Here is a 13931-nt window from a genome sequence, read left to right as displayed (position 1 = left end):
CGCGGTCCGCACCACACTGTCCACCACAACCAGGGCCGGCGGGTCTGGTCCGAGCGGCACCATCGGCGGGCCTGGACGGCCGGTCGTTCATCTGACGGGGCAAAAGCCTGGAGGACCCGGTTTTCGCGCGCGCGAAAACCCGAAGGGGTCCCGTGAACACCACCGCCTTGTCCCTCGTCCTCGTTGCCGCTGTCGTGCACGCCGGGTGGAACCTGGCGGCCAAGCGGATCTCCTCCGGTGGCACCCAGTTCGTCTGGCTCTACTGCACCGTCGGCGCCGTCTTGATGCTTCCGGTCACGATCGTGCTGCTCGTCGTCGAGAACTACCGTCCACAGTGGAGCTGGCTGCTCGCCGCCGTGGTCACGGCCTTCCTGCACATCGCCTACGGCGTCGTGCTGCAGCGCGGGTACCGCGTCGGCGACCTCTCCGTCGTCTACCCCGTCGCGCGCGGCACCGGGCCGCTGCTGTCGGTGCTGGCCGCCGTCCTGGTGCTCGGCGAGCGGCCGGGCCCGCTCGGCCTGCTCGGCGCGTTCCTGGTCGTCGCCGGGGTGCTGGTGATCGGCACCGGCCGCAAGGCCGGCGACCCCCGGGCGGTGAAAGCCGGGATCCGCTACGGCCTGCTGACCGGGGCCGTCATCGCCGGGTACACGCTCTGGGACGCGCATTCGGTGACCGGCCTCGGCGTGCCGCCGGTCGTCTACTTCGGCCTCGGCTCGGTCCTGCAGAGCGTGCTGCTCGTGCCCGGCGCGCTGGCCGATCGCGCCGAGGTGACGCGGATCTGGCGCGAGCAGCGCCGCGAGGTCGTCCTCGTCGCGGTCCTGTCGCCGATCGCCTACATCCTCGTGCTGTTCGCCCTCACCATGGCGCCGGTCAGCCTCGTGGCGCCCGCCCGGGAGCTGAGCATCGTGCTCGGCGGTCTCGCCGCGTGGCTGGTCCTGGGCGAGCGGGACGCCGTGCGGCGGCTGGCCGGGTCGCTGATCGTGCTGTCGGGCATCGCGGCGATTGCGGCCGCCTGAGCCCGTCCGGTAGGGATGGTCGGATGGAGATCCTGAAGAGCCGGCTGCTGATCCGCCCGCGTGACGCCGCCGCGTCCACGGCGTTCTACCGCGACACCCTCGGCCTGGCCGTGGAGCGGGAATTCCCCGGTGGCACCGTGTTCTTCCTCGGCCACGGCTCCCTGGAGGTCTCCGGCGCGGGGGAGGCGGGCTCGTCGCCCGATCTGGTGCTCTGGCTGCAGGTCCGGGACCTCGCCGGCACCCTGGCCGACCTCAAGGCGAAGGGCCTGGAGCCGGTGCAGGACGCCCGGCGGATGCCGTGGGGCCTCGACGAGGCCTGGATCGCCGATCCGGACGGCACGCGCATCGTGCTGGTCGAGGTGCCCGAGGGCCACCCGATCCGCACGGACACCCGCTAGGCGGGCTTGACGGCGCGCAGCTGCGCGGCGAGGGCGGCGAAGCCCGGCGGTTCCCAGGTCCAGGTCTGCAGGTCGGCGAAGCCCGCGGCGGCGGCTTCGTCGGCGAGGACGTGCCTGCTCACGGGCAGCCACTTCTCGTGCGCGGACAGCAGCAGCCGGCCGCCGGGGCGCAGCACCCGGAACAGCTCGGCGAACCCCGCCGCACGGTCTTCCCACAGCATGACGTTGTTCACGCTCAGGACCACGTCGACGGACCCGTCGGGCTCACCGGTGTGCGCCGCCGACCCCTCGCGGAGCTCGGCCCGGTCGCCGCAGCGCTCCTGACACAGCGTGAGCATCTCGGGGGACGGGTCGACGCCGACGGCGCGCCCGGCCAGGCGGGCGGCGGCTTCCAGGCCGACGCCGGGGCCGGGCCCGACGATCAGGACGGTCTCGTCCGGCTCGATCTTCGCGAGGTCGACGACGCGGTGTTCCGTCGCGGCGTTGCCGCGGGCCATCACCCAGCCGCCGAGGCGGCCGAGCGCGCCGGAGGGGTGACCGAACGTCCGGTCGAGGACGCGGGCGAACCCGCTGGTCTCCGACTGGGGAGGGGGTGCCGGCTGGTGCGGAGTACTCATACTTCGAGGGCACCACGGATCGCGAAACCCCGCATCGGGGATGACCCCCACCCGCACCCGGAGGGCCATGGGAAGATAGAGGTGGCCATCCCCGACTTTCCGAGGACTCATTCGAGTGACAGCGCTCAACAAGTTCGCCGACACCACCTTCACGCCTCCGGAGCTCATCCGGAACTTCTGCATCATCGCGCACATCGACCACGGCAAGTCCACCCTGGCCGACCGCATGCTGCAGCTCACCGGCGTCGTGGAAGAGCGGGCCATGCGCGCTCAGTACCTCGACCGGATGGACATCGAGCGCGAGCGCGGCATCACGATCAAGGCGCAGAACGTCCGGCTGCCCTGGAAGGTCGACGGGCAGGACCACGTCCTGCACATGATCGACACGCCCGGCCACGTGGACTTCACCTACGAGGTTTCCCGGGCCCTGGAGGCGTGCGAGGGCGCCGTCCTGCTGGTCGACGCGGCGCAGGGGATCGAGGCCCAGACGCTGGCCAACCTCTACCTGGCCTTGGAGAACAACCTCCAGATCATCCCGGTGCTGAACAAGATCGACCTGCCCTCGGCCGACCCCGACAAGTACGCGGGTGAGCTGGCCCACATCATCGGCTGCGAGCCCGACGACGTGCTGCGGGTCTCGGCCAAGACCGGCATGGGCGTCGGCGCGCTGCTCGACGAGGTCGTGAAGTCGGTCCCGGCGCCGGTGGGCGACGCCGACGCCCCCGCCCGCGCGATGATCTTCGACTCGGTCTACGACACCTACCGCGGCGTCGTCACCTACATCCGCGTCGTCGACGGCAAGATCACGCCGCGCGAAAAGATCAAGATGATGTCCACCGGTGCCACTCACGAGCTCCTCGAGGTCGGGATCATCTCGCCGGAGCCCAAGCCCAGCAAGGGGCTCGGCGTCGGTGAGGTCGGCTACCTGATCACCGGCGTGAAGGACGTCCGCCAGTCGAAGGTCGGCGACACGGTGACGTCGGAGCGGCACGGCGCCAAGGAGGCGCTGGCGGGCTACCGCGAGCCGAAGCCGATGGTCTACTCGGGCCTGTACCCGGTGGACGGCTCCGACTACCCCGAGCTGCGCGAGGCGCTGGACAAGCTCCAGCTCAACGACGCCGCCCTGGACTACGAGCCGGAGACGTCGGTGGCGCTGGGCTTCGGCTTCCGCTGCGGCTTCCTCGGCCTGCTGCACCTGGAGATCACCCGCGACCGGCTCGAGCGCGAGTTCGGCCTCGACCTGATCTCCACCGCGCCGAACGTGGTCTACGACGTGGTGCTGGACGACGGCAAGGAAATCCACGTCACCAACCCGTCGGACTGGCCGACCGGCAGCAAGATCGACAAGGTGCTGGAGCCGGTCAGCAAGGTCAGCATCCTGGCGCCGTCGGAATTCATCGGCACGATCATGGAGCTGTGCCAGAACAAGCGCGGCCAGCTGCTCGGGATGGACTACCTGTCCGAGGACCGGGTCGAACTGCGGTACAACATGCCGCTGGGCGAGATCATCTTCGATTTCTTCGACACGCTGAAGTCGCGTACGCGCGGGTATGCGTCCCTGGACTACGAAGAGGCCGGCACGCAGGCGGCGGACCTGGTCAAGGTGGACATCCTCCTGCAGGGCGAAGGCGTGGACGCGTTCTCCGCGATCGTGCACAAGGAAGACGCCTACAATTACGGCAACCGCATGGTGAACCGGCTTCGCGAGCTGATCCCGCGGCAGAATTTCGAGGTGCCTATCCAGGCCGCCATCGGTGCCCGGATCATCGCCCGCGAAACCATCCGCGCGATCCGCAAGGACGTTCTCGCCAAGTGTTACGGCGGTGACATTTCGCGTAAGCGCAAGCTGCTGGAGAAGCAGAAGGAAGGCAAGAAGCGGATGAAGACCGTCGGCCGGGTCGAGGTCCCGCAGGAAGCCTTCGTCGCCGCACTGTCCACTGAGGACTCTGGCAAGAACAAGAAGTAGGGGTGTCGCACTGAAGTGACACTGGCGCCGGTATTCACACTTCCGAGTGAACACCGGCGCCGAACCGATGTTCGATGCGGATTCTGTCGGTGCCGTCTGCTTTCCTCTGGTGCGAAGAGCGAAAGGAGGGCACCATGACTCTCATGACGGACTTCCAGTATCCGACCGGGTCGGGCCCCATGACGGTGCGCGATCTCGAGGAGATGCCGGATGACGGGCGAAGATACGAACTCGTCGACGGGACGCTGCTGGTGACCCCGGCGCCCGGATTCCGGCACCAGAAGATCGCCTACCGCCTCTACGGCGTGCTGGAGGATGCTTGCCCGCTTGAGTTCGAAGTCGTCGGGGCGCCGTTCGCGGTACACCACGGTGACAAGATCGAACTCCAGCCGGACGTCCTGGTCGGCCGGGACGAGGACTTCACCGAGAAGGATCTCCCCGCGCCGCCGGTGCTGGCCGTCGAGGTGCTGTCGCCCAGCACGGCGATCTACGACCTGAACCTCAAGAAGGCGGTGTACGAGCGGCTCGGGACCGGCAGCTACTGGGTGATCGATCCGGTCGACCCCACGCTGACGGTGTTCGAGCTGGACGCGGACGGCTGCTACCAGCAGGTGGCCAAGGCGGCGGGCGACGAAGTCCTCGAGCTCGAGCGGCCCTTCCCGGTGCGGATCGTGCCACGGGAGCTGCTGGGCCGGCTCGGCTGAGCGCAGCGCCGGTCAGTCCGGCCGGAAGTGGGTGCCGCGGAGCTGGGCGTCCAGCTGCCGGTGACGCAGTTCCTTCCGGAGCCGGTCGAGCATCGCGTCGAACAGGGCCGGGGGGAGGATCGCCGTCTGCTCGAACTGCCTCCGCTGGGGTGGCGCCGGTTCGAGCTTGCTTCGCGGCGCGTAGCGCTGCACGGAACTCTCGACGCCTCCGCCGGTGACCAGGTCGACCCAGAGGGCGTCACGCAGGTAGCCGTCGCCGAAGCGGGCCGAACGCCGGACGGTCACCTCCGCGATCTCCGGCCAGGGGACCAGGCGCGTGCTGAGGGTTCCCGCGGGCAGGCGGAGGCCCTCGTCGCCGATGGTGAGGTCGCGCAGGCCCTCGAAGCCGCGCTTGAGGTCGCGGGCGCGGGACAAGCGGTAGGCCGCGACAGCGGCGAGCACGGTCGCGGCGTAGGCGCCGCCGATCAGCCACGGCGAGAGGCCGCGCACCAGCCCGGTGGCGAGCGCCACGCCGAACCCGGCGTCGGTGACGAGGAGCAAGCCGACGAGGACCTTGACCGGCGTGCTGACGCGGGGCGGAGACTCGGACAAGGGGACGACTCCTGGGGCCGGAGGGGTCAGGGATTGCCGATTATCCGGTCTGCCCGGATGAACACCGCGACCCGCCGCTCTTCGGCCATGACGCGGTCGTACTCGACCCAGTCGTCGTGAGTCCCGGTGGCGGCGATGAAGACGTCGCGCAGCAGCTGCGGCAGGCCCGCGGGGTCGAAGGCGGGATCGGGGTCGTCGGGCCCGATGAGGTGGGTGGCGCCGGTGACGGAGAGCCAGTTCCAGCCGCGCCGGAAGGTGACGGTGGCGTGCCCGGCCCGCCGCAGTAGGAGAAGCTTGTGCGCCTTCCCGACGGCGACGTACGCGACACCCGGGGCGCCGGTCACCGGATCGTCGATGACACCGACGTTGACGACGGAGGAGTGCACGGTGCCGTCGGCGCGCGTCGTGGCGACCGTGGCGAGGCCGTGCTCCTGCAGCGACAGCGTGCGAACCTGCTCCAGATCAGCGCTCATGGCCCCAACCTAGCCCGCCGGACCGGCAGCGCGCCCCGTCTTCACGGCGCGAAGTACGCCGATAACCGTGCGCACAGGAGGCCGATGTCCGCCCGAGGCGCCCCCGGCCAGTCGACATCCATCCACCCGAGCTCGGCGGGCGTGCCCCGGTGCCGCACGAAGACGTGCTGGTGGAAGTGAGCCCGCGCCAGTCCCCGCCCGGCGATGGCGGAGTGCACGGACTCCGGTTCCAGTTCGGCCCGCAGGGCGCGAGCGGCAATCCAGGCCACCGGGCCCACCCACGGCCCGGCACCCTGGTGCTTGGCGCAGACCGGACACGGCATGACCGCAGAGTAGTGCGGCACCGGTCAGGCCGGGGTCGTTCCGCCCGGCGGCCAGACGTGCTCGGCAGCGTCGTCCTCCACCCGGACTTGCTCGAGGACGACGTCCCGCTCGAAGGTCGCGGCGGCGAAGGAGACGGCACCGCCGAACACGGCGCCGTCCTCGTGGGGTACGCCGTCGATCATGCGCACTCCGCCGAACAACGCCTCGTCCCGGAACACGGCTTCGTCGAACAGCGCGCCGTTGCGGAAGATCGCTCCCCGGAACAGCGCGGAGCCGTGGAAGCGGGCGCGTTTGAAGTTCGCGGACCGGTCGAACTCGCTGCCGCCGAAGATGGCGTAGCCGGTGAACTCGACGTCCTCGAAGCGGGTCCAGCCGGCGAACCGCGCTCCGCCGAACCGGACGTTGCCGATCCGGCAGCCCCGGAAGTCGAAGTGGCACAGTACGGCGCCCGTCAGGTTGAGGGTGATGCCGGGCCAGAACTCCGGGCGCGTCACGCCGGGGGAGTCGCCGGGGAAGAGGTGGTCGGCCAGGATGCGCTGGGCCGTTCCGCGCACCTCGAGTTCCTGGTCGCTCGTTCGATCGTCGGTGTCGGGCTGCTGCGAGTCCGTCGCGTCCTGCTCCGGACCGGGGGCGCGCAGCGACGACCAGGGTGGCAGCCGGGTCCCGGTGGGCAGCGTGTACGGCAGCCGGAGGTAGGCGCAGAGGAGGTTGACGATCGTCTGCCGCTGGTCCGGCGTGTTCTGGGCCAGCCGCTCCAGCGCGTAGAGGCCGGCCAGCCGGATCGGTGTCTTCTCGGATCCCAGCTGGTCCGCTGCCTTGGTGTAGAGCTCGGTGATGCGCCGTTCCGCCGCGTCGACCCGGGCGTCCTCGGCCAGCCGCTGCTGGTGCGCGGCAGTGTCCGAAGCCACCTGCTCGACGTGCCGCTGGGCGTGGTCCCGCTGGGCGAGCTCCTGTTCCTTCCTGCGGAGTTCGAGCTCACCCAGGCGCTGGCGTCGCGCGGCCAGCACCAGCGCCACCGCTCCACCCGCGCCGAGCACCACGTTCCCGGTCGCGCGGAAAACGTCCAGCTGCGCCTGGTCCGCCGGCGTGCCGGCGCCGAACAACGCCAGCAGCAGCCAGAGCGTCCCGACCGCGACAACGACGACGATCAGCCCGGCGAGCACGATGGCACGAGTGGTGAGCACCCTGCCGAGGCGCTCGGCGCGACGTCTCGCCGGCTCGAACTGTTCCGGGTCCTGGCCGTCCGGTCGTGCGGGCGTTCTGCTCACCCGTCGACTGTGCCACGCCCGAGGAGCCGGGCCCACCGCGCGGGTGGGCCCGGCGCTACTTCAGCAGGCGCCGTTGTCGGTCCAGACTCCCCACTGGCCCGTTGTCCCCGGTTCCTCTCCCTGCGTCCACCACTTCGCCGTCCACTTGTGACCGTTGTGGGACACCACGTTCCCGCCTGTGTACACCTGCGGTGCGGTCCACGCCGGGTCCGTGCACGTGCCCGGGTTCGTCGTTCCGCCCGTGTCCCACGCGACCTGCGAGGACCGGTAGAAGGTGATCCCCTGCGCCACCCAGCGCGGTGCCTGGGCGCCCAATCGCGTCCGGAAAGCCGTCCAGTCGTGCGTCGACCACGGTGACCAGCCCAGCTCCGCGTGCGCCGCCAAGCGGGGGAAGGCCAGGTAGTCGATGTTCGACGGCGTCACCACGGTTTCCGTCCACAGCGGCGATTCCACGCCGCGGACCGCCGGCTCGCCCACGCCCGACAGGTACGCTCCCGGGTTCCAGTTGTACGCGTCCTGGACCTCGATGTAGCCCGCCCACGACAAGCCGATGGGCGTCGAGCTGTTGTACTTCATGTCCAGGTACGCCTTGTTCGCCGGCGACAGGATCACCTTGCTGCCGCGGGAAACCGCCGTCGAGACACCCGAGTCCGACGTCGTCGTCCCCCAGAACTGCGGACTGGCCGAAGCCGGCAGGGAAGCCTTCGCGATGTCGTGCCAGCCCACCACCGACTTGCCCGTTGCCGCGACCAAGGGGAGGACCTTGTTCATGAACGTCAGGTAGTCCGCCTGCGACGTCGCCGAAGCTTCGTCGCCGCCGATGTGCAGGTACGGGCCCGGGGTCAGGGCCGCCAGTTCGCGCAGGACGTCCGCCACGAACGTGTAGGTGATGTCCTTCGCGATGCACAACGAGCTGTAGCCGACCGCCGTGTCCGTGCGCAGGGCCGGGGCCACCCCGTTGCAGTTCAGCTCCGCGTACGACGCCAGGGCCGCGTTCACGTGCCCCGGCATGTCGATCTCCGGGATGATCGTGATGTGGCGCGAAGCCGCGTAGTTCACGATGTCGGTGTACTGCGCCTTCGTGTAGTAGCCGCCCGCGCCGCCGCCGACCTGGGTGCTGCCACCGTAGGTCGTCAGGCGGGGCCAGCTGTCGATCTGGATGCGCCAGCCCTGGTCGTCCGCCAGGTGCAGGTGGAGATTGTTGATCTTGTACTGGGCCAGCTGGTCGAGGTACCGCTTGACCGTCGACACCGGGTGGAAGTGGCGGGCGACGTCGAGCATTGCGCCGCGGTAGCCGAAACGCGGGTAGTCCACGATCGTCGCACCCGGGACGTTCCATGTGCCCTGCTGAGCCGTCGGGCTCTCCACGCGGCCCGGCAGCAGCTGCCGCAACGTCTGGATGCCCGCGAAGAGCCCGTCCGCGGTGGTGGCCCGCACGGTGACCGACGACGCCGTCGACACCAGCTGGTAGCCCTGCGTTCCGACGGATGCCGGTGCGCCGCTGAGCAGCAGCGCGATGCTGTCCGACGGCACGGATGCTGGCGCGTCGGACACCGGCAGCGCGAAGCCGGTCGAGGGCCGCAGCACGCCGGCCAGGTAGTCGCCGGCCTGCCGGGCCGGCGCGGACCCGGCCTCGGTGACGATCTTCGTGGTCGAGACCAGCGGGAACGTGACGCCGGCCGCCGGGGTCACCGAGACCGGCACCGGCACGATCGACTGCAACGCCGGGGTGGCCGCCGTGGCCGGCGTGAGCTGTGCGGCCGTCGTACTGGCGCCGATCAGGGCCAGCACGGCGAGGGCGCGGCCGAGCCGCCGCGCGAACGGAGTCTTCACCGGGGACCTCCAGGCAGAAGGGGGCGACATCGCCGTCGCACCTGCCCGGATCGTCGCATTTCCGCCGCGGATGGTCTAGACCAAACTGGGTGGTTAGGCTCGGTCCGTGACTCGGGACTTCGCGCCGGGCTCGCCGTTCGCGCTGCTCTCGAGCGCCGAGACGGCCGCCTGGTACGCCTACATGAAGGTGCACCTCCGGCTCGAGTACGAGCTGAACCGGCAGCTGCGCGCCGACAGCGGGATCTCACTCGCCGACTACCACGTGCTGGTCGCCCTGACGAGCGCGTCCGGCGGCCGGATGCGGGTCACCGACCTCGCGATCCGCATCGGCTGGGAGCGCAGCAGGCTGTCGCACCACCTGAAGCGCATGCGGGACCGCGGACTGGTCGAGACCGGGACGGCTGCCGAGGATCGCCGGGGCACCGAGGTGGTGCTCTCCGAGGCAGGCTGGGCGTCGTTGCGGCAAGCGGCACCGGACCACGTCGCGTTCGTGCGGCAGACGTTCCTGGGCGTCCTCGAGTCCGCTGAGCTGGTGCAGCTGACGACCTTGCTCGACCGGGTCTACGACACGCTGGTCGAGCACGGCACCCTGCCGAGGCCGGAAGACCACCCCTGACAGTTGCGTGACATGTCACCTATTATGGTCGTGACTGAGGAGGACGCGATGGCGACGGTGGCGGAACTGATGCGGGCGAACCTGCTCGACGTCTTCAACGAACGTGACGACGAGCGGCGGGCGAAGGCGATCGCGGCGACCTACGCGGCCGACGTCGAGTTCGCCGATCCCGATGGGCTCGTGACCGGGCACGACGGCCTGAACGCCAAGGCGAAGGGCCTGCTGGAGCAGTCCCCGGGCTTTGTGTTCGCGCCCGCGGGCCCGGTGCTCGCCAACCACGACCTGGGCCACCTCGCCTGGCAGCTCGGTCCGGAAGGCGCGCCGCCGGTCGTGCGGGGGATCGACGTCGCCCTCGTCGCGGACGGGGTGATCAAGAAGCTCTACACGATGGTGCTGCCCGCCTGAAGGCTACGCTCGGTGGCATGTTCGACGAGCTGACGTTCCCGGTCGTCGCCGCGCCGATGGCCGGCGGTCCCACCACCCCGGAGCTGGTCGCCGCGGTGTCCGAGGCCGGTGGCTTCGGCTTCCTCTCCGCCGGCATGCTCACGCCCGCGGCGCTGAGCGCGCAGATCGACCGCACCGCCGAGCTCACCGGGCGGCCGTTCGGCGTCAACCTCTTCGTCCCGCAGCCTGACACCGGTGCCGACATCGGCGCGCACCGCGAGCGGCTCGACGAGTTCGCCCGCGAGTACGACGTCGAGCTCGGCGAACCGAAGTGGGACGACGACGCGTACCCCGCGAAGCTGGACGTCGTGCTCGAGAAGCGCGTCCCCATGGTGTCCTTCACCTTCGGGCCGCCCTCGCCGTCGGACGTCCTCCGGCTCCGCGAAGCCGGCAGCAAGACCGTCGTCACCGTGACCACGCCCGAGGCCGCCCACCGGGCCGCCGGCCTCGGCGCCGACGCGCTCGTCCTGCAGGGCTTCGAGGCGGGCGGGCACCGGAGCCTGTTCACCGACGACGCGCGCCTGCCCGGCGGCGGCGCCGAATACGGCGTGCTCGCGCTGCTGAGGCTGGTCGCCGCCCGGGTCGACCTGCCGCTGATCGCCGCCGGCGGGCTGGTGCACGGGGCCGACGTCGCGGCCGTGCTCGCCGCCGGGGCCGTGGCCGCCCAGCTGGGCACCGTCTTCCTGCGTGCGGACGAAGCGGGGACGTCCGAGGCGCACCGCAAGGCCCTCGCCCTCGCCGAGCGCGAGACGGCGTTCACCCGCGCGTTCAGCGGCCGCCCGGCGCGCGGGCTGGTCAACAAGTTCATGGACGCCCTGTCCGAGGGTGCGCCGGCGGCATATCCGCAGCTCAACAACCTCGCGGGCCCGGTGCGCAAGGCGTCGGCGAAGGCGGGCGACCCGGAAGCCATCTCGCTGTGGGCGGGCCAGACGTACCCACTCGCCTACGACGCCTCGGCCGCCGTGATCATCGAGCGGCTGAAGGTCGAGGCGCGCGAAGCCGCCGCACGCCTCGACCGGATCCGTTAGGCGTCCGAGCCGCGGTTCAGCACCGAGTGCCGCCGGCTGTAGAGGAAGTAGACGGCCAGGCCGATGACGAACCAGACGGCGAACCGCAGCCAGGTCGCCGGCTGCAGGAACGTGATCAGCCAGATCGAGAACACGATGCCGATCGTGGGCACCACCGGCATACCCGGCGTCTTGAACGTCCGCGGCAGGTCCGGCTGCTTGTAGCGCAGCACGATCACCGCGACGCAGACGACGACGAACGCGAGCAGGATGCCGATGTTCGTCAGCTCGGCGGCCTCGCCGATCGGCAGCACCCCGGCGATGACCGCGGCCGCACCACCGAGGATCCACGTCATCCGGCTCGGCACCTGGCGCGCCGGGTTCGTCTTGCCGAACCACGGCGGGAGCAGCCCGTCACGGCTCATCGAGTAGCCGACGCGGGTGGCGCCCATCAGGAACGTGAACAGCACGGTCAGGATGCCGACGATCGCGCCGATCGCGATCACCGTGGCCAGCCCGTCGAGGCCGACCGACTTGAACGCCGTCGAGAACCCGCTCTTCGGGTCGATCTCGGTGTACTTCTGCATGCCCGTCAGCACCAGGCAGGCCAGCACGTACAGCACCATCGAGATGGCCAGCGAGTACAGGATCGCCTTCGGCATGTGCCGCTGAGCGTCCTTCGATTCTTCCGCCGCGGTGCTCATGGCGTCGTAGCCGAAGACGGCGAAGAACACCGTCGCGGCGCCGGTCACCGCACCGCCGAAGCCCGCGGGCGCGAACGGCGTGTAGTTGCCCGTCTTGACGTAGAAGAAGCCGACCAGGATGACCACCAGCACGATCAGGACCTTGATCCCGACCATCGCCGTCTCGAACCGGGCGGCGCTGCGGATGCCGCGGTTGAGCAGGTACGCGATCAGCAGGCACAGCAGCGCGGCGAACAGGTCGACCTTGTGGCCCGGCCCGGTGCCGGGCGCGCCGAGCATCCACGCGGGCAGGTCGAGGCCGAGCTGGCCGAGCAGGAAGCTGAAGTACCCGGAGATGCCGATGGCCACCACCGCCACGATCGCGGTGTACTCCAGCAGCAGGTCCCAGCCGATGAACCAGCCGACGATCTCGCCGAGCACCGCGTAGCCGTAGGTGTAGGCCGACCCGGCTTTCGGGATCAGGCCGGCGAACTCCGCGTAGGAGAACGCCGCCGCGGCGCTGGCGACGCCGGCGATGAGGAACGAGATCAGCACGGCCGGGCCGACACCCGGGATGCCCGCGGCGTCGTCGCCGTGCGCGACGCTGCCGGCGAGGGCGAAGATCCCGGCACCGATGATGCCGCCGATGCCGATCGCGGTCAGCTGCCACAGGCCCAGAGTGCGTTGCAGGCCGCCACTTTCGCTCGTGTCCTGGATCTGGTCGATCGGCTTGCGCCGGAAGATGCCGGAGTTCGAGCCTCCTGGAGCGGACATCGTCGTCTCCCGAACGGTCGGTGGAAGGGCCCGGTTCGCGGGCCCTCGCCGGAACCTACCGCCAACTCCGGAGGCCGACAGCCTGAGCGCGTCAGCCCGCCGCGGTGTCCTCGCTGACGGCCTTCGGCGCCGTCGCGGCGGCCCGCTTGGCCTGAGTGGTCCGGACCGCGCCCGCCGCGAAGTAGGTGAGCAGCTCCGCGATCTCCACCGGGTCGTCGAGCTGCGGGCAGTGCCCCCAGTCCTCGCGGACCAGCAGCCTGCTGTGCGGCACGAGCGTGTGCAGCTGCCGCCCGGACGCCGCGGTGACGAGCTTGTCCTTGCCGCACGCGACGACCAGCAGCGGGACCTCGACCGAGTCCAGGCGGTAGGCGTCGGCGAGCTCCGCGACGAGCTGCCGGGCCTCCTCCAGCCGGTTCTTGGTCGCGCGGTAGTCCGGGAAGAGCGCGGTGAAGCGCTGTACCTGGGTCGCGTCGGCCAGGCCGGAGTCGGCGTACAGCAGCCGCGGGACGACCTGCTCGGCGACCTTGCGCACCAGGAAGCCCGGCACCGGGACGGGCAGGGACGAGTACAGCCGCAGCGGCAGCGGATAGCGTGCCACCGCACGGATCAGCCACGAATCGACGAAGCCCGGCGCGGCGATCGACACGACGCCGGAGATCGGCAGGCGGCTGTTCTGCGCCGCGCGCAGGCTCATGGTGCCGCCGAGCGAGTTCCCGGCCAGCACGACCGAGCCGAGCACGGCCTGTTCGCGGACGACGGCGGTGGCGAACGCGTCGAGCTGCGGCAGCATCGGGCCCGGCCGCAGCGGCTGGGCGTCGCCGAACCCGGGCAGATCGACCGCGACCGCCGGAATCCCGGCGGCCGCGAGCTGTTCCAGGGCGGGGCGCCAGGTGTCGGCGCTGTCGCAGTAGCCGTGCAGGAGCACCAGTCGTGGGGTGGCGGGCCGGACGTGCGGCGCGGCCGCCCGGCGGCGCAGCGAGCGGCGCGCGGTGGGTTGCTCCGGTTCGGGGTCGCCGACCTCGAGCACGCGGGTGCGGACGCCGGCGTAGCGCCGGAAGGAGACCCGGATCGGGTCCTCGTCACTGGGCCGGCCGCCCGGAACAGCCGGCGCGGGCCGCTTCATTGCGGTCATGACTACAGAATACCTTGCCGGGCTTGGGTTTTGGTGGAATTTCGGCGCTAACGACCAGGTCTCGAACTGAATACGTCGAAAATTC

The 13931-nt window shown here is 70.6% G+C and carries 15 protein-coding genes; 7 read left to right on the top strand and 8 right to left on the bottom strand.

Annotated features, from left to right (window positions below):
• The first annotated feature begins 152 nt into the window (after positions 1-152).
• Together ACLJQF_RS25035 and ACLJQF_RS25030 are read left to right on the top strand one after the other, a co-directional pair.
• Positions 153-1016 (top strand): EamA family transporter, encoded by an 864-nt coding sequence (locus ACLJQF_RS25035; RefSeq protein ID WP_410612060.1) that lies wholly within the window; start codon positions 153-155, stop codon positions 1014-1016.
• Positions 1017-1039: 23 nt separating this feature from the next.
• Entirely contained in the window at positions 1040-1414 is a 375-nt protein-coding gene (locus ACLJQF_RS25030) for a VOC family protein (protein WP_410612058.1), read from the top strand.
• Here ACLJQF_RS25030 and ACLJQF_RS25025 read toward each other — a convergent pair.
• Positions 1411-2031 (bottom strand): class I SAM-dependent methyltransferase, encoded by a 621-nt coding sequence (locus ACLJQF_RS25025; protein ID WP_410612056.1) that lies wholly within the window; start codon positions 2029-2031, stop codon positions 1411-1413. The two genes, ACLJQF_RS25030 and ACLJQF_RS25025, sit on opposite strands and share 4 nt — an antisense overlap.
• A 115-nt stretch (positions 2032-2146) precedes the next feature.
• Here ACLJQF_RS25025 and lepA point away from each other — a divergent pair, with 115 nt between their 5' ends.
• Complete coding sequence (lepA, locus tag ACLJQF_RS25020) at positions 2147-3997, top strand: translation elongation factor 4 (protein WP_410612054.1); 1851 nt, start codon at positions 2147-2149, stop codon at positions 3995-3997.
• 134 nt (positions 3998-4131) lie between these two features.
• Complete coding sequence (locus ACLJQF_RS25015; protein ID WP_410612052.1) at positions 4132-4701, top strand: Uma2 family endonuclease; 570 nt, start codon at positions 4132-4134, stop codon at positions 4699-4701.
• Between the two features lie 12 nt (positions 4702-4713).
• Here the strand turns inward: ACLJQF_RS25015 and ACLJQF_RS25010 are convergent, their stop codons facing one another.
• The 5 genes from ACLJQF_RS25010 to ACLJQF_RS24990 are packed head-to-tail and all read right to left on the bottom strand — an operon-like array spanning position 4714 to position 9220.
• The gene (locus tag ACLJQF_RS25010; protein WP_410612050.1) at positions 4714-5292 is read right to left on the bottom strand and encodes a hypothetical protein; all 579 of its coding nucleotides are present in this window, start codon (positions 5290-5292) and stop codon (positions 4714-4716) included.
• Between the two features lie 26 nt (positions 5293-5318).
• Entirely contained in the window at positions 5319-5765 is a 447-nt protein-coding gene (locus ACLJQF_RS25005; RefSeq protein ID WP_410612048.1) for a pyridoxamine 5'-phosphate oxidase family protein, read from the bottom strand.
• Positions 5766-5806: 41 nt separating this feature from the next.
• On the bottom strand, positions 5807-6088 hold the full coding sequence (locus ACLJQF_RS25000; RefSeq protein WP_410612047.1) for a hypothetical protein: 282 nt from the start codon (positions 6086-6088) through the stop codon (positions 5807-5809).
• Positions 6089-6112: 24 nt separating this feature from the next.
• Positions 6113-7357: a pentapeptide repeat-containing protein gene (locus tag ACLJQF_RS24995; protein ID WP_410612045.1), complete on the bottom strand. Its 1245-nt coding sequence runs from the start codon at positions 7355-7357 to the stop codon at positions 6113-6115.
• Positions 7358-7417: 60 nt separating this feature from the next.
• The gene (locus tag ACLJQF_RS24990) at positions 7418-9220 is read right to left on the bottom strand and encodes a family 20 glycosylhydrolase (RefSeq protein ID WP_410612043.1); all 1803 of its coding nucleotides are present in this window, start codon (positions 9218-9220) and stop codon (positions 7418-7420) included.
• A gap of 76 nt (positions 9221-9296) precedes the next feature.
• On the opposite strand from ACLJQF_RS24990, the gene ACLJQF_RS24985 reads away from it, so the two are divergent.
• From ACLJQF_RS24985 to ACLJQF_RS24975, 3 genes are read left to right on the top strand one after another with little or no spacing between them, the layout of a single operon-like run.
• On the top strand, positions 9297-9806 hold the full coding sequence (locus ACLJQF_RS24985; RefSeq protein ID WP_410612041.1) for a MarR family winged helix-turn-helix transcriptional regulator: 510 nt from the start codon (positions 9297-9299) through the stop codon (positions 9804-9806).
• A gap of 30 nt (positions 9807-9836) precedes the next feature.
• On the top strand, positions 9837-10211 hold the full coding sequence (locus ACLJQF_RS24980) for a nuclear transport factor 2 family protein (protein WP_410612039.1): 375 nt from the start codon (positions 9837-9839) through the stop codon (positions 10209-10211).
• A 17-nt stretch (positions 10212-10228) separates the two neighbouring features.
• Positions 10229-11278 (top strand): NAD(P)H-dependent flavin oxidoreductase, encoded by a 1050-nt coding sequence (locus ACLJQF_RS24975; protein WP_410612037.1) that lies wholly within the window; start codon positions 10229-10231, stop codon positions 11276-11278.
• Here ACLJQF_RS24975 and ACLJQF_RS24970 read toward each other — a convergent pair.
• Positions 11275-12714, bottom strand: a complete 1440-nt coding sequence (locus tag ACLJQF_RS24970; protein ID WP_410612035.1) for an amino acid permease — start codon at positions 12712-12714, stop codon at positions 11275-11277. The genes ACLJQF_RS24975 and ACLJQF_RS24970 overlap by 4 nt on opposite strands.
• Positions 12715-12805: 91 nt before the next feature.
• Positions 12806-13846 carry an alpha/beta fold hydrolase gene (locus ACLJQF_RS24965; protein ID WP_410612034.1) on the bottom strand — a complete coding sequence of 347 codons (1041 nt, stop codon included), beginning with the start codon at positions 13844-13846 and terminating at the stop codon, positions 12806-12808.
• Between the last annotated feature and the right edge of the window lie 85 nt (positions 13847-13931).

The organism is Amycolatopsis sp. lyj-109 (genome assembly GCF_046548995.1).
Lineage (GTDB): Bacteria > Actinomycetota > Actinomycetes > Mycobacteriales > Pseudonocardiaceae > Amycolatopsis.
Note: the sequence above shows the minus strand (reverse complement) of the source record. Positions and strands in the feature narration are given on the sequence as shown.

Excerpts from the sequence above, each read along its gene's own strand:
- ACLJQF_RS25005 (WP_410612048.1), bottom strand. The coding sequence starts at position 5,765 with ATGAGCGCTGATCTGGAGCAGGTTCGCACGCTGTCGCTGCAGGAGCAC.
- ACLJQF_RS24965 (WP_410612034.1), bottom strand. The coding sequence starts at position 13,846 with ATGACCGCAATGAAGCGGCCCGCGCCGGCTGTTCCGGGCGGCCGGCCC.
- ACLJQF_RS24975 (WP_410612037.1), top strand. The coding sequence starts at position 10,229 with ATGTTCGACGAGCTGACGTTCCCGGTCGTCGCCGCGCCGATGGCCGGC.
- ACLJQF_RS25000 (WP_410612047.1), bottom strand. The coding sequence starts at position 6,088 with ATGCCGTGTCCGGTCTGCGCCAAGCACCAGGGTGCCGGGCCGTGGGTG.
- ACLJQF_RS25025 (WP_410612056.1), bottom strand. The coding sequence starts at position 2,031 with ATGAGTACTCCGCACCAGCCGGCACCCCCTCCCCAGTCGGAGACCAGC.
- ACLJQF_RS24970 (WP_410612035.1), bottom strand. The coding sequence starts at position 12,714 with ATGTCCGCTCCAGGAGGCTCGAACTCCGGCATCTTCCGGCGCAAGCCG.
- ACLJQF_RS25015 (WP_410612052.1), top strand. The coding sequence starts at position 4,132 with ATGACTCTCATGACGGACTTCCAGTATCCGACCGGGTCGGGCCCCATG.
- ACLJQF_RS25030 (WP_410612058.1), top strand. The coding sequence starts at position 1,040 with ATGGAGATCCTGAAGAGCCGGCTGCTGATCCGCCCGCGTGACGCCGCC.
- ACLJQF_RS24990 (WP_410612043.1), bottom strand. The coding sequence starts at position 9,220 with ATGTCGCCCCCTTCTGCCTGGAGGTCCCCGGTGAAGACTCCGTTCGCG.